Source organism: Sapientia aquatica (assembly GCF_004358105.1).
Lineage (GTDB): Bacteria > Pseudomonadota > Gammaproteobacteria > Burkholderiales > Burkholderiaceae_D > Solimicrobium > Solimicrobium aquaticum.
The window spans coordinates 101,008-117,135 of the sequence record NZ_SMYL01000008.1 but is presented as its reverse complement, the minus strand read 5'-3'; the positions used below and the strand labels follow the sequence as shown (position 1 = coordinate 117,135).

Annotated in this window: 13 protein-coding genes; 4 read left to right on the top strand and 9 right to left on the bottom strand. The window is 49.4% G+C overall.

The annotated features are described in order from the left end of the window. Positions 1-6 precede the first annotated feature (6 nt). Positions 7-3,180, top strand: coding sequence for a PAS domain-containing protein (locus E2I14_RS14475; protein WP_133329772.1), 3,174 nt, complete (start codon positions 7-9; stop codon positions 3,178-3,180). Here the strand turns inward: E2I14_RS14475 and E2I14_RS14470 are convergent. Then, a complete protein-coding gene (locus E2I14_RS14470) occupies positions 3,148-3,432 on the bottom strand; it encodes a hypothetical protein (protein WP_133329770.1) in 285 nt (94 codons plus the stop codon). The genes E2I14_RS14475 and E2I14_RS14470 overlap by 33 nt on opposite strands. Before the next feature lie 269 nt (positions 3,433-3,701). On the opposite strand from E2I14_RS14470, the gene E2I14_RS14465 reads away from it, so the two are divergent. After that, positions 3,702-4,574: a hypothetical protein gene (locus tag E2I14_RS14465; protein ID WP_133329768.1), complete on the top strand. Its 873-nt coding sequence runs from the start codon at positions 3,702-3,704 to the stop codon at positions 4,572-4,574. A 55-nt stretch (positions 4,575-4,629) separates the two neighbouring features. Here the strand turns inward: E2I14_RS14465 and E2I14_RS14460 are convergent, their stop codons facing one another. The 3 genes from E2I14_RS14460 to E2I14_RS14450 all read right to left on the bottom strand — a co-directional run bounded on the left by E2I14_RS14460 (position 4,630) and on the right by E2I14_RS14450 (position 7,990). Continuing rightward, positions 4,630-5,358, bottom strand: coding sequence for a siderophore-interacting protein (locus E2I14_RS14460; RefSeq protein WP_133329761.1), 729 nt, complete (start codon positions 5,356-5,358; stop codon positions 4,630-4,632). A gap of 18 nt (positions 5,359-5,376) precedes the next feature. Further along, positions 5,377-5,820, bottom strand: coding sequence for a hypothetical protein (locus E2I14_RS14455; RefSeq protein ID WP_133329759.1), 444 nt, complete (start codon positions 5,818-5,820; stop codon positions 5,377-5,379). 508 nt (positions 5,821-6,328) lie between these two features. After that, positions 6,329-7,990 (bottom strand): methyl-accepting chemotaxis protein, encoded by a 1,662-nt coding sequence (locus tag E2I14_RS14450; protein WP_133329757.1) that lies wholly within the window; start codon positions 7,988-7,990, stop codon positions 6,329-6,331. 214 nt (positions 7,991-8,204) lie between these two features. Here E2I14_RS14450 and E2I14_RS14445 point away from each other — a divergent pair, with 214 nt between their 5' ends. After that, the gene (locus tag E2I14_RS14445) at positions 8,205-8,966 is read left to right on the top strand and encodes a transporter (protein ID WP_227544748.1); all 762 of its coding nucleotides are present in this window, start codon (positions 8,205-8,207) and stop codon (positions 8,964-8,966) included. A 431-nt stretch (positions 8,967-9,397) separates the two neighbouring features. After that, positions 9,398-9,796, top strand: a complete 399-nt coding sequence (locus E2I14_RS14440; protein ID WP_227544747.1) for a GIY-YIG nuclease family protein — start codon at positions 9,398-9,400, stop codon at positions 9,794-9,796. Positions 9,797-10,162: 366 nt separating this feature from the next. Here E2I14_RS14440 and E2I14_RS14435 read toward each other — a convergent pair whose 3' ends face one another. From E2I14_RS14435 to E2I14_RS14415, 5 genes are all read right to left on the bottom strand, one after another. Beyond that, positions 10,163-11,389, bottom strand: a complete 1,227-nt coding sequence (locus E2I14_RS14435) for a phospholipase D-like domain-containing protein (protein ID WP_133329755.1) — start codon at positions 11,387-11,389, stop codon at positions 10,163-10,165. A gap of 190 nt (positions 11,390-11,579) precedes the next feature. Continuing rightward, positions 11,580-12,233 carry a MotA/TolQ/ExbB proton channel family protein gene (locus E2I14_RS14430; protein ID WP_133329753.1) on the bottom strand — a complete coding sequence of 218 codons (654 nt, stop codon included), beginning with the start codon at positions 12,231-12,233 and terminating at the stop codon, positions 11,580-11,582. Between the two features lie 101 nt (positions 12,234-12,334). Beyond that, complete coding sequence (locus tag E2I14_RS14425) at positions 12,335-14,740, bottom strand: TonB-dependent receptor (RefSeq protein ID WP_133329751.1); 2,406 nt, start codon at positions 14,738-14,740, stop codon at positions 12,335-12,337. 154 nt (positions 14,741-14,894) lie between these two features. Continuing rightward, positions 14,895-15,599, bottom strand: a complete 705-nt coding sequence (locus E2I14_RS14420; RefSeq protein ID WP_133329749.1) for an energy transducer TonB family protein — start codon at positions 15,597-15,599, stop codon at positions 14,895-14,897. 7 nt (positions 15,600-15,606) lie between these two features. Beyond that, positions 15,607-16,014 carry an ExbD/TolR family protein gene (locus E2I14_RS14415; RefSeq protein WP_133329747.1) on the bottom strand — a complete coding sequence of 136 codons (408 nt, stop codon included), beginning with the start codon at positions 16,012-16,014 and terminating at the stop codon, positions 15,607-15,609. Between the last annotated feature and the right edge of the window lie 114 nt (positions 16,015-16,128).

Here is a 16,128-nt window from a genome sequence, read left to right as displayed (position 1 = left end):
ACCTTTATGCCAGCCGCTGAAATTCCCAGCAATGAAGAACAACGTATGCGCGCCCTCAAAGGGCTTGATATTCTGGATTCGGTTCCTGAAGAAGAATTTGACGCGCTCGTCAACACCGCGGCCATCATTTGTGAAACGCCGATCTCGGCCATTAGTTTGGTCGATACCGATCGCCAGTGGTTTAAATCGATTTTGGGCTTGCCGGGGGTAACAGAAACGCCGCGAGAATGTGCTTTTTGCGCGCACACCATTTTGGGCGACGACGTATTGGAAGTGAATGACGCGCAAATCGATCGGCGCTTTTTAGACAACCAATTGGTCATTGATAACCCGCATATCCGTTTTTATGCGGGCGCTCCGCTGGTGCTAAGCGACGGTTCGCATGTGGGTTCGCTGTGCGTGATCGATAGACAGCCGCGCAAATTAAAGCCGCATCAGCGTGAAGCATTGCAGTATTTAGCGATAGCGGTGAGTAAGGCACTTGAAGCGCGTCGCGCGTCGAACGCATTGGCGCTAAGCCAGCAAAAATTAGTCCGCTTGGTCGATATGGCTCCGGCGATGATCCATTCTATTAACATGGAAGGTCGCATCATCACGGTCAACGACCGTTGGTTAGAAACCTTGGGGTATCGGCGTGACGAAGTCTTGGGTCAGTTTTCCACTAGTTTTTTAACCGAGGAATCGAAAGCGCGCGCATTAACGGATGTGTTGCCGCAATTTTTCGCCACCGGTCGGTGCGATAAGGTGCCGTATCAAATGGTGTGTAAGTCGGGCGAAATCGTGGATGTTTTATTGTCCGCCGTCATTGAAAAAGATATTACTGGTGAGTTCATCAGCGTGGCGGTGATTGAAAATATCAGCAGCCAAAAACAGGCAATGCGCGAAACTAATAGCCTAATTAATGCGGTCAAAAGTCAGTTCATTGTCTCCATTACTGATGCCGCAGGTCTGTTCATTGAAGTCAACGACGCCTTTTGTGCACTAACAGGTTATAGCCGTGACGAGCTTCACGGGCACTCGCACAAGATGTTGCAATCCGGCTTAACGGCAAGCGAAACCTTGACCTTGATGTGGCAAGAATTATTAAGCGGGAAATCGTGGCGTGGCGAAATTTGCTACCGCAATAAAGTCGGTGAATTATTTTGGATCGATTGCTTGGTATCGCCCTTGTTTGATGAGCGCAACGAGCTAGATCGGTACATTTTTTTTAGTATCGATATCACTGAGCGCATTAAGCAAAACGTACTCAACCAAACCAATGCCGAGCGTATGTTCTTAGCCACCAATAGCGGCGGCATTGGCGTGTTTGATTTGGACTTGGAAAACGGCACGGTAAATTGGGATGGCTGGATGTACCGTTTATACGGTTTGCATGACGCCAACGATTTAGGTGTGTACGAATTGTGGGATGAAGCGACTACCGAAACTGTGCCGGAACCACGCCAGAATATTGGCGCGAGCTTGCCGCTGTGGCGCTCATATTTGCATCCCTTAGATCGCAAGCGAACGATCAAAGAATTGCAAGAGGCGATCAATGGCGTGCGCGATTTTAATACCGAATTTCGCATCATTTGGCGTGATGGCAGTATTCATTATTTACGCGCTACCGCTGTTGTTACGAAAGACGCTCAGGGCAAAGCCTTACGCATGGTGGGTGCCAATTGGGATGTGACCGAGTTACGCTCACTGAGCGAAAAGCTGGCCGCGCACGACGAATTAATGCGCGTCACCTTGCTGTCCATCACCGATGCGGTTGTCACCACCGACAGTGGCGGCATCATCACGTGGCTCAACGGCGTGGCCGAGAAACTCTCAGGCTGGACTAACGCCGAAGCCCAAGGTCTGCCGGTAATGCAGGTGCTCAATATCGTTTATCAAGAATCAGGATTGCCGATTGAAGACCCGATTGCGAAATGTGTTTCGCGCAATGAAAGCGTTAAACATCGCTATCCGCATGTGCTGGTATCGCGTAACGGCAGCCGCCACGGGATTGAAGATTCGGCCGCACCGATTCGTAACGACATCGGCAAAGTTCTCGGTGTGTTGATCGTGTTACGTGATGTCACCGAGATTCGATTAAGCGCGCAGAAACTGAAGTTTAGCGAAGAGCGATTTAACCTGGCCGTGCTGGGCGCTAACGATGGTTTGTGGGATAGAGATGTGCTCAATGGCACGGTGTACTACTCGCCGCGTTGGAAATCCATGCTGGGCTACGAAGAATACGAGTTAGAAAATTCCGTCACCGTGTGGGACGAGCATGTGCATCCGCAGGATCGAATTTGGGTGGTGCGTAATGTCGATCACTGCATTGCCACCAATGGCGATCGGTTTAGTAATGAATACCGTATGCGACACAAAGACGGGCATTACGTTTGGATCTTAGATCGCGGCTTAATCCTGCGCGATAACCAAGGCGTGCCGGTGCGCTTTATTGGATTTCACACCGACATTAGCCAACAAAAACAAGTCGAAAAATTAAAGAGTGAATTCATCTCAACCGTCAGCCATGAACTTCGCACTCCGCTGACATCGATTTCCGCCTCGCTCGGATTATTAGAGGCGGGCGTGTTCGGCGAACTGGTTCCGAAAGCCCTCGGCCTAATCAGCATCGCGAGCAAAAACGCCAAGCGCTTAACCACCTTGGTCAACGATATTTTGGATATGGAGAAGCTGCTCTCGGGCACTGTGGTATTCCACACCGATGAAATCGATATGGTCGAATTAATCCAGCAGGCCGTTGGCATGAACGAAGAATACGCCGCTTCGTATGGCGCGCATTACCACTTTGCGTCAACCTTAGAGCATCTCGCTGTGATCGGCGACAAGGATCGCTTGATGCAAGTGATGGCGAATTTAATGTCGAACGCGGCCAAATTTACGCCATCGGGCGAACGCGTAGAAATTCGTTTGCTGGTACTCGATAAAATGGCCAAGATCGAAATTCAAGATTTTGGCGCGGGCGTGCCGATTGAGTTTCGGTCGCGCATTTTTAGTGAATTCGCACAAGCCGATGGCAGCGATACGCGCCAACAAGGTGGAACCGGCTTGGGGCTCAATATCAGTAAAAAATTAGTCGCGCGCATGGGCGGCGAGATTGGTTTCGAATCCGAAGTTGGGGCTGGTTCAACCTTTTGGTTTACGGTGCCTTTATCCGTTCCTGCGGGTAGTTTTTTGAGCTAAAAATGGTGCTGTTTCACACCATGTCGCGGTGCTCAAGCTTAGACCTTGATGCTCAGTTTGTAACAAATTTGTTACGATGGGGCGGGCAAATTTTGTTTCAATCGCACCCCTTTTAAAGTTGTATCCGCTGTGGCTTTCTCGCTCAAAGTGTCTCTTTTTATCCAATAAAATCAACCACTTAACATTGTTGTGCGAACCGGCACTAATAATGATTGTTAGATTTTCTGTTGCTGGCACTTCGATAATTTGCATGAGGTTTCGCGGATAGTGAATTGATTTAACTTGGTTTTTACGTTTTGACTTATTTGCTCCTCAGCATGTGTTTTGACCGCCCCAATTAGCCGCTTGCCGTTATTTGTAACAGCAAACGTAAATTTTTCTTTCAAGTCTTACTTGCCGACATAGTTATTTCCCTTCAGCGCCGCACTATAATTGCCGTAAAGTAATAAAGCGCCAAGCAGAGGTCGTGCTCGGCTATGGCTGTTGGATAGTCAAGGAACAGAATAAAAGGGTGGTCAATTATGGCGATGTATTCATTGAATAAAGCGGCGGCGCAAATCATCGGCGAATTAGGCTTAAAGTCTTATTCGGTGACGCCTGCTGTATTGTGCGAATGGAGCCGCAAATCCGACGGCCAAATGCTGGAAATTCATGTGCCTTTCAAAGGCACGTTGACGGCGAGTTCGGGGCAAGAACTCACGCTAAGCCAACCACGTTATTTTCAACTGACTGCTGAAGCGCTATTTGAATTCGAGACCCGCACGGAAGTCCGCATCAGCAATTTGGTCAGCGGCAAAGACAGCTTTGTGCTCGATCCACCGGTGTTGGTGAAGATCGAGACTTTGCGTATCGATCGACAACAAGTCGCTGACCTAATTACCTCGATTCAATCGATTGAGAAACGCCACGAATTTTCGCTCTCCGAGGAAATGGAAGAGAGGGAAATCGATCATTTCAACAGTACCCAACATCAAGTCGAATCGTTCGTGCGCGAACACACGCTGCAATTCCCAGTGCTGACACAAATCATCGAACAAGGCCAGCAAGTCGAGGTGGGCAACGACCATTCGCACGCCTTAGTCGAAGCCATGCAAGAAGACGATGCCCCGTTTTGGCAACTGGTCGCACCCAAGGATGACGATGTGTTGAACAAATTGATTTATTCGATTCTGCAAGAAAAGCACGATCAACAAGAACCGATTCCACAAGTGCGTGAAGTGATGAATCTGTGCAAAGTCAAAAATAAATACGGTGTTTTGATTATCGCTAACGAGATTAAATATTTAGACCAGTCCGGCAAAATGCAGCGCGCTAACGCGGCTAATATTTTGAAAAGGATAGAGCAGATGACTGCCAGGCAACTAGTGCTCGGTAATACTCCAATCGCTGCTTAAGTTGCTGATAAGCCGCTCAGCGGCGCTACGCCATTAGACCGCAAGCCTTCAGCGCCTATTCTTTGTGACCCTTAACACCCAATTTCCAATAACCAGCGGATTGAATCGCCGATTTGGGAACCAAGCGCTCATTACACAAATGAGCCACAACATTTTTCACCATCGTCGATTCTCCCGCGACCCAAAACTGGCAATCAGCAATATCGATTGATGCTTGTTGGAGTTGGGTTTCCAGTTGTCCTGTGGTGCCGGGCGTTTTTTGTCCGGCGTGTGTCCAACGCAGATTCAACTGCGCCGCAGTGACTAATTCTTGCTCATCGCGCTCGTCGGGCACTTCGGCAAACATATCGATCTGGACCCGTTCAGGTAAGGCAGCCACGATGGCTGACATGGCGGGCAGTGCGGTGTGATCGCCAACTAGCACAAAGCGTTTAGTCGCCGCGTTAATGTCAGCACCCGCACGTGGCATGGAAAGTTGCAACGTGCTGCCAACTTGAGCACGCGCTGCCCAATATCCTGCCGGACCAGTGTCGCCATGCAAGACCAAATCAATCTCCATCCGTGCGTCGCTAGGACAAAACTGTCGGATGGTGTAGGCGCGGGTTGACGGTGGACGATTATCCGGCGAAGGGAAAAACACCTTCATCCATTGCGCTGGCTTTTGCACCGGAAACTCGCGCAAGCCCTCTCCCGTTACCGTAATGCGGCGCATCGTTGGCGTGATATCGTAAATCTCGCTCACGCGCACTGGCGTTAAGGTGCGTGAGTGTAAGTTAGGTTTCATCGCAATTTTCCTTATCAATTATTTTGTTTGCACAGCTTGCGCCGCATCGCGCAGTAACTGAGCTAGGTGTTGTTGCTGCTCGGGCGACGATGCTGCCGAGCGCCGCACAGCCGACTTCAGTTCGCGCATCGCGTCGATTAATTCTGGTGCTGAATTAAATTCAACTCGGCTCAGAGCGCGACCATATCCAGCCCGACTGAACGCAGCCCGACTGAACGCAGCCCGACTGAACGCAGTCCGACCAAGCGCGGCGCGGCAATCGCCCAGCTTATAAACACGCTGCTTCGACGCAAAGCGGCTCGTTTCAATTTCACGCCAACCGCCGCGGTCTGCCACGCTGAGATAACCGCAACCGAACGATGCAGTCCGCACATAGCTGGCGGCGCGCTCCAGCATTTGTTGCAGAACACCAGACCTGCGAGAGGCGCGACGAGGCAAGTTGGTGGAGTAGTGATTACGCATAAATTTCTCCTTCTGTGATTCATCAATATCTTAAAATATATCGTAAGATATGTTTTAAGATATATTAAGTTATTTTTTAAGTCAAGAGAATTTTTATGGGTGGGGGTTTTGGCGCGGGAGAAATGGAAACGGCTTGGAACGTTTGCATGGCTGCGCTGGTGTCCGAGCTGTGCTCAGAGCAACTGTACTCTAGCGTGTGAGGACAGCATCCCACAACCTTGCCGATTTTTACGTTTTAAATTGCTGTTTCCAGCTATTGCTTGCGTTCAAGCGCTGGGCGACTGGTTGCAAGCTTGTAGGGGATTGCCGTTTTGCGGCACAAACCGGACGAATTGCACCAAAGCCTAAATGGGGAATCGATAGCCCGTAAATAGTGATGTCGCGTCGCTTAAATTGACGTATCACTTACCACCAACGAAGTTGTTCATTGGTGGTCGGAAGCTGGGTGCTGATTTTTCGTACTTTAACGATATTGAGACGCGACGAAGTCAGCGCCGTAAGGAATGAATCAATCGTTGGGGTGGTTGGTTACGGCAAGAAATTGCGACGAATTGCTAGCACTCATTACGTTTATCGCGCGTTGAGGAAGTTTGCTCGTGACATTCTCGGCGTTGCCGACTTTAAAGACCGCCACAGCACCGACGAGCTCTTGTGCTTGAGATTTCATGCTTCCGGCAGCGGCGGCCATTTCCTCCACCAACGCGGCATTTTGCTGAATTGCTTGATCCATTTGCGTGACGGCTTCTTCCACTTGGGATACACCTTGTGCTTGCTCATGACTGGCGGAGGTAATTTCACCCATTAAATCGGTAACTCGATTAATCGAAGCAACCACTTCGGACATCGTTGTTCCTGCTTCGTCCACCAAGGCCGTGCCTTGTCCTACCCGTTCTACGCTGGCATTAATTAAAATTTTGATTTCTTTCGCCGCTTCGGCGCTTCTTCCCGCGAGTGACCGCACCTCAGAAGCCACCACCGCAAAGCCACGACCTTGTTCGCCAGCGCGGGCTGCTTCGACCGCCGCATTCAATGCCAAAATATTGGTTTGGAACGCGATCCCGTCGATCACGCTGATGATGTCGGAAATCTTTTTAGAAGCGTCGTTAATCTCTTTCATCGTCTCGACCACGCGGCCAACCACATCGCCACCCTGACTGGCGACGCGCGACGCGCTGGTAGCCATTTGATTTGCTTGCCGCGCATTCTCAGCGTTATGTTTTACCTGTGAGCTCAGTTCTTCCATCGAGGCAGCCGTTTCCTCCAGCGAGCTAGCTTGGTGCTCGGTTCTTCCACTCAGGTCCATATTGCCCTGAGCAATTTGCGCGCTGGCAGTGGCCACGCTATCCGAGCTTTGCCGCACACTGTTTACCACTTGAATTAAGCCTGCGCGCATCCCATCGAGGGCTTGCAGCAATTGCGCTGTTTCATCCTTACCCGTCACCTTGATCGTCACTGTTAAGTCTCCCAAAGCAATCGCATCGGCGATTTGAATCGCGTCAATGATGGGGCGTGAGATGGCGCGCGAAATAAGTAACGCGAGAGCGATTGCTAAACCCGCTGCAATGACGATGGTTGTCATAACAAGCATGCGTGCATGCGATATCGTTTTTTGTCCAGCATTCCACGCCAAGCTGGCTTCTTTTTTGTTGTAATCATTCAAGTCTTGCATGTCTTTGAGCGCAAGTATGAACTTATCTTGCGAGGCCGAATTAAACTCTTTGGCCGCGAGTTCTTGTGCTTCTGGCCCTTCGCCGGTCTTACGGGAAAGAATCCGCAACTTATCCCACTCCGCATACCATTCGTCGCGGTGCGCCTTGAAGCTGGTCCAGGCTTTGGTTTCGTATTCCGAGTTGAATAACGGGGTAGCTTCTGGTTCTAAATTCAACAGTTCTTTGCGCGCGGCAGCAATATCTGCCTCACGGGCATCCATTTCGGCATCGGTGCTCGCAAGAACATGGCGGGCCTCAAGTCGACGAATCGTGTTCACAATACTTTGAATCTTGGCGCCGATTTCAATGCTAGGCAGATTGTTGGTTGCAATTTGCTCTTCACCAACCGAAACTTCGTTCAATTGAACCAAGGCCACAGCACCTAAAGCGACAATCATTGCCAAAATGATGAGGAAGCCAGTACCAATTTTGGTCGCAATTTTAAAATTTGATAAATTCACGGCGCAATCCTATCAGTGTTATTTGTACATCATGGGACGGTGCGAACATGTTCATAGCAGGTAGACGGGCGGAAGGCTGATCAAAGCAAAAACAAGGGGATGCCTGCCATGCCAATGCAGGTTAGCAAAGATAAAAAAATATTCAACGGGTGATTTTCGAAGCGCGATGTGTGGCAAGCTTTACCCTATTTTTTACAGTGAATGAAAGTCAACCATGGCTAGACGCCACATTGTGCCAATTTTGTGTACTTCGCTATTTTTCTCGCTAGCGCACGCCGAGGCGGACGACGGCATTGTGCCTTACCGGCCAACCGTATCCAATCCGGCGCAGTTGTCGCCTGCGGGGCAGTTGGAGTTCGAATTTGGTGGACTCAGCGCTAAGACTGGTGACGTGAGTCGCGGCAGCTTACCTTATTTGCTCAAACTCGCTTTTAATGAAAATTGGGGTGTACTTTTAGGCGGCGAAGCCTGGGTTCGCAATGCCAACAACGGTGCCGTGGATCGCGGATTTGGTGATACAACCGCCACACTAAAGCGGGCATTTTTGCTTAGCGAATCCACCGCGTTGGGCCTTGAATTCAACGTAAAGGCGCCCACCGCGAACACGGCCATAGGTAGCGGAAAGGTGGATTACGGCATCAACGGCATTGTTAGTCATGATTTTGGCCAAATTGAAATTGATCTCAACCTAAATGCGACGCACCTAGGCGGAACCGATGCTGTAGAGGGCGCAGTCCAAACCGGTTGGGCCGGATCGCTTGCCTATACCGTTAGCGACAAATGGGAGGTGGACTTGGAGCTCTCAGGCACCAAACGACGCCTTGTGCCAAATACGGCACAATTTCTGGCTGCGATAAGTTACAGCCCCTCCAACCGCATGACCGTGGATATTGGTATCGTGAAAGGCTTAAATTCGTCATCCCCAGATTGGGCGATTTTCACTGGAATCGTGGTACCCGTTACAAAATTTTGGTAGCCGCTCCGCAGTAGATTCTTACTCACCAGCTCATTGATTAAATCATTCAAACGCCAAATTCTTCCGCGGGATTTAATGCTGATAAGGATTGATCGGTGATATGCCATTCCTTACTCCCGCCCGATTTTAGAAACCGATATTCCCAAACCTCACCGTTGAACCCGCACGCCATAGGAATGCCTTAAATAGGGTATTTACAATCACCTAATAAACCTCTAGCCTAGGTAAACATGCTAATTTGTAACATTTATGCGATTTTAAACTAAGGAATAATTGTGACTATCCCGATCGAGAGAAGGGTTAGGTTTGTTTGGGATTGCTTCGGAATTGAGGCGTTGGTTGGCAGATGACGGCACAAAGTTGACAGTCGCCGAACCGACTCGGCGTCCCCAACTCGACGCCCCCGTCATTCCCGCGCAGGCGGGAATCCAGTGGCGCGCCAGCGCCTTCAACGTTTGCAAGAAAAATCCTTACCTAGCGATCCTCTTGAAATGAAACAACCAGCTGTATATCTGCTCGCAAGTAAACGAAATGGAACGCTGTATGTCGGCGTAACGTCAAATCTCATTCAACGTATTTGGCAACATCGGGAAGGTAGTGTTGGAGGATTTTCCAGTGACTACTCAGTGAAAGCGCTGGTCTGGTATGAAATGCACTCCACCATGGAATCAGCGATCAGGCGTGAAAAAGCATTGAAGAAATGGAATAGAGCCTGGAAGTTGAAATTGATTGAAGAAAGAAATCCGGAATGGATTGATTTGTGGCCCGAAATTAATGGAGTGGTAACGTACCTGAAACCATTATTCAGTCCACCGCCTCGTGAAAATTAGCGTTGAAGGCGCTCACGCGCCACTGGATTCCCGCCTGCGCGGGAATGACGGGGACGCCGAGTCGATTTACCCGACCTAGATTGAATGACAGCTATGTAGAACCCCGATCGTCTCCAAAGGGCACCAACCCGCCACCCGCAGAACTGATCAACCAATCACAATCCGCCCATCCCCAGCAACCCATCACCGCACTCAAGAAAAACATGCTTACAGTTTGCTGCCGCCAATCCAGCCAATGCCCTGAATTCAAATCTCCAACCCGCGACGCCGATATTGCGCTATCTGCGTCGGCAATCGTTCAGCGTATTCACTCATAAAGCACCGACTAAGTTGAGACGAATTAGCTGGGCTAATGCGCTTGTGGCTCTATTCCTGACCCTTAGCCGGCTTTGGATAGTCCTTGTTCATGTCAATGCTTTGCGCATAGTCGGAATCCCAGGTTTGCTGGTGCAGCTGTGCGATGCGTTGGGCCATGGTGGTGTTGCGTAGTACGACTTCTAAATTGCGCGAGTTATCTAGGTAGCCGCCGCTCCAGTTGCTGGTGCCTATCCACGCTATTTGCCCGTCGATGGACATGGTTTTGCTGTGGATGACTCGGGCGAAGGGGATGAAGCCGGTGGATGCTTTGGGGAGCGTCACAATTTTGATTTCTATGCCGGGTAGCATTGCCAAACTTTTTAAATAATTGATTGCAGGTTTCTCGGTATTCCAATTCGATACCATTAATTTTACTTTGACACCGCGCGCTAGCGCGCTGCGAATCGCGTTATCGATCACCGCGTAATACGGGCGGGTGCGGTTGGGGCCGTAACTGAGTGGCGCGTAGTCGAGCAATTGGATGCGTATTTCGGTTTTGGCTTGCGCTAACAAGGCAGGTAGTTCGGTTTCAGAATTGCCTACACCGGCAGGGTTGTAGGCGTTGGGGCTGGCGACTAAATAGTGCTCGCTTTGGTGGTTGGCATCGACATTGTGCTGATTTAAGGGCGGCACTTTTTTGCCCTGCGCGATTAATTCTTGCGCCTGCCAATCTTGCTCAAAAATCGCTTGCACCTGCGCCACTACGATGGCGTCCGTAATACGTAAGCCGGTTTCGTGAATATGCTCAAACGAACGCCAGTCAAAATTTTGGCTACCGACGTAGGCGGTCTTTGCGTCCACCACTAGGTACTTGGCGTGAATGATGCCGTTGCCTGTTATTTTGGAATAGTCGAGCGTGCGAAATTCTAAATTCGGGATTTGTTTTAATCGTTCGATCGTGCTTGGTTCAGAAGCTGTTTTGCCTTTTTCTTCCATTAAAAATCGAATTTTGACGCCGCGTTGTCCCGCAGCGGCCAAGCGTTCAATGACTTTATCGAAGGCGCTGCCGGGTTTGCTCGCGGCATAAAACTGACCAATCACAATTTGCTCTGTCGCGCTATCAAACATCTGGCTCCAGACCGTAATCGGATCGCTTAAATCGGGCGTGGCTAAGTTGGTTTCCACAGGAACGGTGTGCACTAGCTCATAGCCGGGGATGCTCACCTCTGCATGAGATGAATTGAGCAAGGCTGCTTGCGCTAAAACGCAGAGGGCGACGCTGATGATTTTTCGCATGAATGACTACCTGATGAGATGTTGGTCAACGATGATGAAATTTGCTTGGGCGATACAGATCGATGCATCGCCACCGAGTGTGTAGGTCGTGCTTGGTGGACGACTTAGTTCAATTTATCGGAAGTCGTTTTGGCAAACAGGGCAAGCGCTGGGCTTGCCCCTACGGATAATTTTGCCGACTTAGTACTTATCAAGCTACGTGCAATTTATTTGCTTCGATTGTGTTATTTTTTGTTGCTACACCAGTTGCTGTTTGACGTCCAACGCAGGCGCGCAGCATCAATACTTTTAAATGATCGTTGATGCGTTCGATACGTTCTTGGAACATATTAAAAAAGAACATCCCGACTACCGCGATACCAATACCTAAGGCGGTTGCATACAACGCGGTACCGATGCCTTGCGAAACTTGGCTAGGATCAGATACGCCGGAAACGGCTAGCGCTTTAAAGGTATCGATAATCCCCAAGATCGTTCCTAGTAAGCCCAATAGCGGGGCAGCGGTGACGATGGTGTCTAAAATCCAGATGCGATGTTGGGTTTCGCCGCGATTGGCGATGTAGACCGATTCGCTGAAATCTTCTAAATCTTTTTCGTTGGACAGATTATGTTTTTCCGCCAAGATGTCGCTCACGAGCGTTAATGGCAGGCTGGTTTTTTTAGTTAATTCTGCTGGCAATTCGGTGATGTTTTGCACGGCATGAGTCATGGCTTTTTCCAACTTAATGGCTTGGCTCAGGGTGTAATTAAAATACAGTCCACGTTCGACAATGACGAATAACGCCAAGGCGGCACAGGCGTACATCAGATAAAAAGCGAGTTCGTGGAATAGTTGCATGTTCATGTTAAGTTCTCCGCACTAGAGGCAGTTTTTGATGGCGACGAGCCAAACACTCGTCGCCACGATTTACTAAGGATGACTACGTTAAAACGGTTACGACTGGATTAAAAATCAGCAACTAAGGTCAAGCTAAAGGTACGCGGTGGGCTGATGTAAAACGACGGTGCATTCGCTGCAATGCCATTGACAGCAACAGCGTTAGTCGTGAACTGGCTACCACTACCTGAGCTTAAGCTTAAATATTTGCGGTCAAACATATTGTTGACGTTAAATTTCAATGTTGGGTTTTTAATCCAAGTAGATGATTCAAACTTGTAGCCGCCACCAGCGTTGGCTGACACATAGCCGCCGATGCTGTCGTCATTCACCAAGGTGGTGTAACGCTTGCCAGTGTATTTACCTTGACCGAATACGAACCAATTGCCTTCGGTGTATTGCAGGCTTAAGCCGCTTAACCAATTTGGCGTATCAGGCATTTCTTTTCCGGCGGTTGGCAAAATTGCTGTGGCGCTGAAAGGCAGATCTTTATCCATATGCGTTTTGATGTAGGACAAGGACGCATAAGCACTTAGATTTTTGGTAATTGAATAACCGGATTCCAATTCAAAACCTTTGGAATTGACGCTGCCAACGTTGTAATCGGTGTTGGTTTGTGTATCTTGGTTATAGGCTGAAGCGATACGGTTTTTGTAATCCACATAAAACACGGTGCTTGAGAATGTCAGCGCATCGGAGGTGTAACGATAGCCGAGGTCATAGTTTACGGACGTTTCTTTATTGACTGGTACATCGCGCATGGTGCCGCCGGTGTACACGCCGTTGACAAATTTACCGCCAGAGACCAAGTTAAAATACGAGAAGTTGCCCGGTGCTTTGAAGTTTTTTGCGACGTTGAAAAACATTGAATCAGCCTGATCCAATTGGTAACGCAAACCTAAACTTGGCAGCAAATCCGAGTAACTTTTATCGAGCGTGTAAGTCGCTGGTGAGCTTTGGCTTGGAAGATTGGTGATGTTGCGGTCAATTCCTGAGTAACGCGCGCCGACTTGCACATTCAATTTATCTTGCAGCAGATTCAGGTTGTCTTGTGCGAACAACGATTTGCCAGTGCTAATTGTCATGGCATTGCGGTATTGCAAAGCCGTGCCATCTTGATTGAGCAAATAGTCAGCTGGATTGCTTAACCATGTATCGACTGGCACGCCGTTGGTAATCGCTGAATACGGGCCGGTTTGTTGGTGACGCGCACGCTCAGTCCACGCGCCGAATACCACGCGTTGATCATCGAGTTGCTGTGTGTATTTAACCGTAATACCCGGACGATAAGTCTTGGTCAAACTGCCTTCGTAGGCGTACACCACGTCTTTGGTATCGCCATCTTTGTTCACATCTTGTGCGCCACCGCCGAGTAATGTGCCGGCATTTCCTTCTGTGACGGTTTGCAATTCATTGCCGCCTGTACCGTAGCCAAACCACATGTAAGGGCTCACGTCGATCGCGGATTTTGGTGTCAACTGGAAATGACCAGTCATTGTCGCCAAGGTGTTTTTAAACGGATTCAGGTTGTAGTTGTAGTAGTAATTTTTTGGGCCAGTGGTAATGCCAGCGTTTGGCGCAAAGGTGCTGTCATTTTGTGCTGTGCCGTTGACGCCCGGTTGATGCACTGGGATGACGGTGCCGAAATCATAGCTCGTGCCGTATTGCGCGATTTGTGCTTTGGTCAGTGTGCGGTAGTTATTGTTAAGCGCTTTGTTGTACATCACAGCAGTGTCGAGATAGCTGCCGCTGTTATCTAAGGTGACACGGCTGTTAAAATCGACGTGTTCTTTATCGGCGTGACCTTCGCCTTTAAATTTATCCACTTGCGCTTTGGAGTACGACAAGAAGAATTTAAATTTGTCGTCGAAAATCTTACCGGAGTCAACGCGCGCATAGTATTTACGCAAGGAGTTTGAGCCGCCGATGGTTTCCAAACGGAAGCGACGAACATCTTCAGGCAGACAAATCGTCAAACCAATATTGCCACCCGTTGCGCCCACGTGCGGTGCTTCGGTGTCGGTTGAACCTTGGGTTACGTTGACTTCGCACAGATTTTCCGCATCAATGTATTCCTGCGGATAGACTGCAAAGTTACCGGAATCATTGACCGGCGCGCCGTTGATCGTGAAGCCTAATTGATCGCTGTTAAAGCCGCGCACACGGATATTGCCGCCGAATAAACCAGTACCATCTTGGTCATAAGAATTCACGCCTGGCAGCAGATTAATCATTTGATAGGCGTTGCTGGTGGCGCTTTGCTTTTCGATGTAGTCACGGTTGACCGAGCTACGTGCTTTTGGTGATTCTTCGGCTTGGATTAAGCCGGTATTTTGTCCACCGTCTTGACCTTGTACTGTGACCTTACCGACTTCGGTAGTTTGTTGGTCAGCCGCATGTGCGAATGGGCTAGCGACGATGAATAATCCAGATATCAGGATAGATAGTCTGGTGAATTTATGTTTGTGTGTCATTTCAATATTTCCTGTTAGTTTTCGTGGTGAAAAAATGTCGTGGCAAACTACGGCTTACTGATTTCCTACAGATCAAACTTCAACAAATGGCAATGATTGTGTACAGCGGTGTGAACGTCGTGCGTGCAGCTTTTGATGGTCATAATTGGGTGGCTTAGCCAGCGGGAATAAATTCCAATTCAGCACTAAATTTATGGCTTGCTTCGCCGGCCCAACCGGATTCAGGTAATTCGCTAAAGCTGGCGCGATTAATCGTTTTACGCGCGGCATCGTCGAGCAATATATTGTTGGATGATTCTTCGATTCCTTGCTCTAACACGACGCCTTTGCGATTCAAAACAAACCACACCTTGACCTTGCCGCGTGGCTTTTGCTGACTGGCTTCCCGACCGGTTGGATAACGTTTGATCGCGTTTAAATGTGCGCGTAATTGCGCGACATAATTGGCTTCCACGCTTAGGTTGTTGGGTTTAGGCGGCTCGGCGGGTGCGGGCGTTGCGATCGGTGGCGCCGTCGTTGTGACGGGCGCAGCATGCACCACCGGCGTTGGCACAGCGGCTGCCACTTCGGCGGAAGGGGTTGCGGTTACGGCTTTTTGCTCAACGGTTGGCGTGCTGATCGGTTTGCTCACCGGCTGCGGCGCAGGTGTTGGCGGCGTCGGTGTAATCGGATTCGGAATGGGCGCAGGCGGCGTTGGTTCTGGCTCGGCCAAACTGATTTGAACTACCGGGTCTTCAGCGGCCTGTTTAATTTGTTGGGCTTTTTGTATACCGGCCACAATCAAGATTGCCAGAATCAGCAACGAGGGAAGCGTGGCGATTTGGTCGCGGAATCGGTATAGAAATGGGGTGTTAGTCATGGCGGGTTTACTGCTTGCGGGTCGCGATGGAAATAGATTCAAAGCCGTTTTGCTTTAAGTTATCCATTACATCAACCAAGCGCTGAACTTCCACGCCGCTATCGCTGTTGATGACCACGGTGAGCTTATCGCTGCCTTTTTTTGCCGCATTTAATCGAGTCGGCAATTCTTCTAGCGACGTATTGACGCCATCAACTTGCAGCGCGTTGTTTAAACCTATCGTGATGACGGCTTTGTTTTGCGGTTTGAGTTCTTGCGCGCTGGATGCGGTTGGCAGATGAGTTTTAAGTCCAAGGGCGGGAATGACGTTGAGGCTGATTAGTACAAAAAATACTAACAAGAACATCATCACGTCGATCATCGGAATAATCTCAACCCGAGCTTTCCGTTTTTTTGGTTCATCCCAACTGCGCATTGCCGCACTCCTGTTAAATACATGCTTAAAGAATCGAACTTAATCGCTATAAATTACATAGCGATCGCATGATAATTAGGAAATGTTACGCGCTGGTTACAGTGGGAAACATTG

Excerpts from the sequence above, each read along its gene's own strand:
- E2I14_RS14475 (WP_133329772.1), top strand. The coding sequence starts at position 7 with ATGCCAGCCGCTGAAATTCCCAGCAATGAAGAACAACGTATGCGCGCC.
- E2I14_RS14445 (WP_227544748.1), top strand. The coding sequence starts at position 8,205 with ATGGCTAGACGCCACATTGTGCCAATTTTGTGTACTTCGCTATTTTTC.
- E2I14_RS14415 (WP_133329747.1), bottom strand. The coding sequence starts at position 16,014 with ATGCGCAGTTGGGATGAACCAAAAAAACGGAAAGCTCGGGTTGAGATT.
- E2I14_RS14435 (WP_133329755.1), bottom strand. The coding sequence starts at position 11,389 with ATGCGAAAAATCATCAGCGTCGCCCTCTGCGTTTTAGCGCAAGCAGCC.
- E2I14_RS14460 (WP_133329761.1), bottom strand. The coding sequence starts at position 5,358 with ATGAAACCTAACTTACACTCACGCACCTTAACGCCAGTGCGCGTGAGC.
- E2I14_RS14470 (WP_133329770.1), bottom strand. The coding sequence starts at position 3,432 with ATGCAAATTATCGAAGTGCCAGCAACAGAAAATCTAACAATCATTATT.
- E2I14_RS14455 (WP_133329759.1), bottom strand. The coding sequence starts at position 5,820 with ATGCGTAATCACTACTCCACCAACTTGCCTCGTCGCGCCTCTCGCAGG.
- E2I14_RS14420 (WP_133329749.1), bottom strand. The coding sequence starts at position 15,599 with ATGACTAACACCCCATTTCTATACCGATTCCGCGACCAAATCGCCACG.
- E2I14_RS14430 (WP_133329753.1), bottom strand. The coding sequence starts at position 12,233 with ATGAACATGCAACTATTCCACGAACTCGCTTTTTATCTGATGTACGCC.
- E2I14_RS14425 (WP_133329751.1), bottom strand. The coding sequence starts at position 14,740 with ATGACACACAAACATAAATTCACCAGACTATCTATCCTGATATCTGGA.
- E2I14_RS14465 (WP_133329768.1), top strand. The coding sequence starts at position 3,702 with ATGGCGATGTATTCATTGAATAAAGCGGCGGCGCAAATCATCGGCGAA.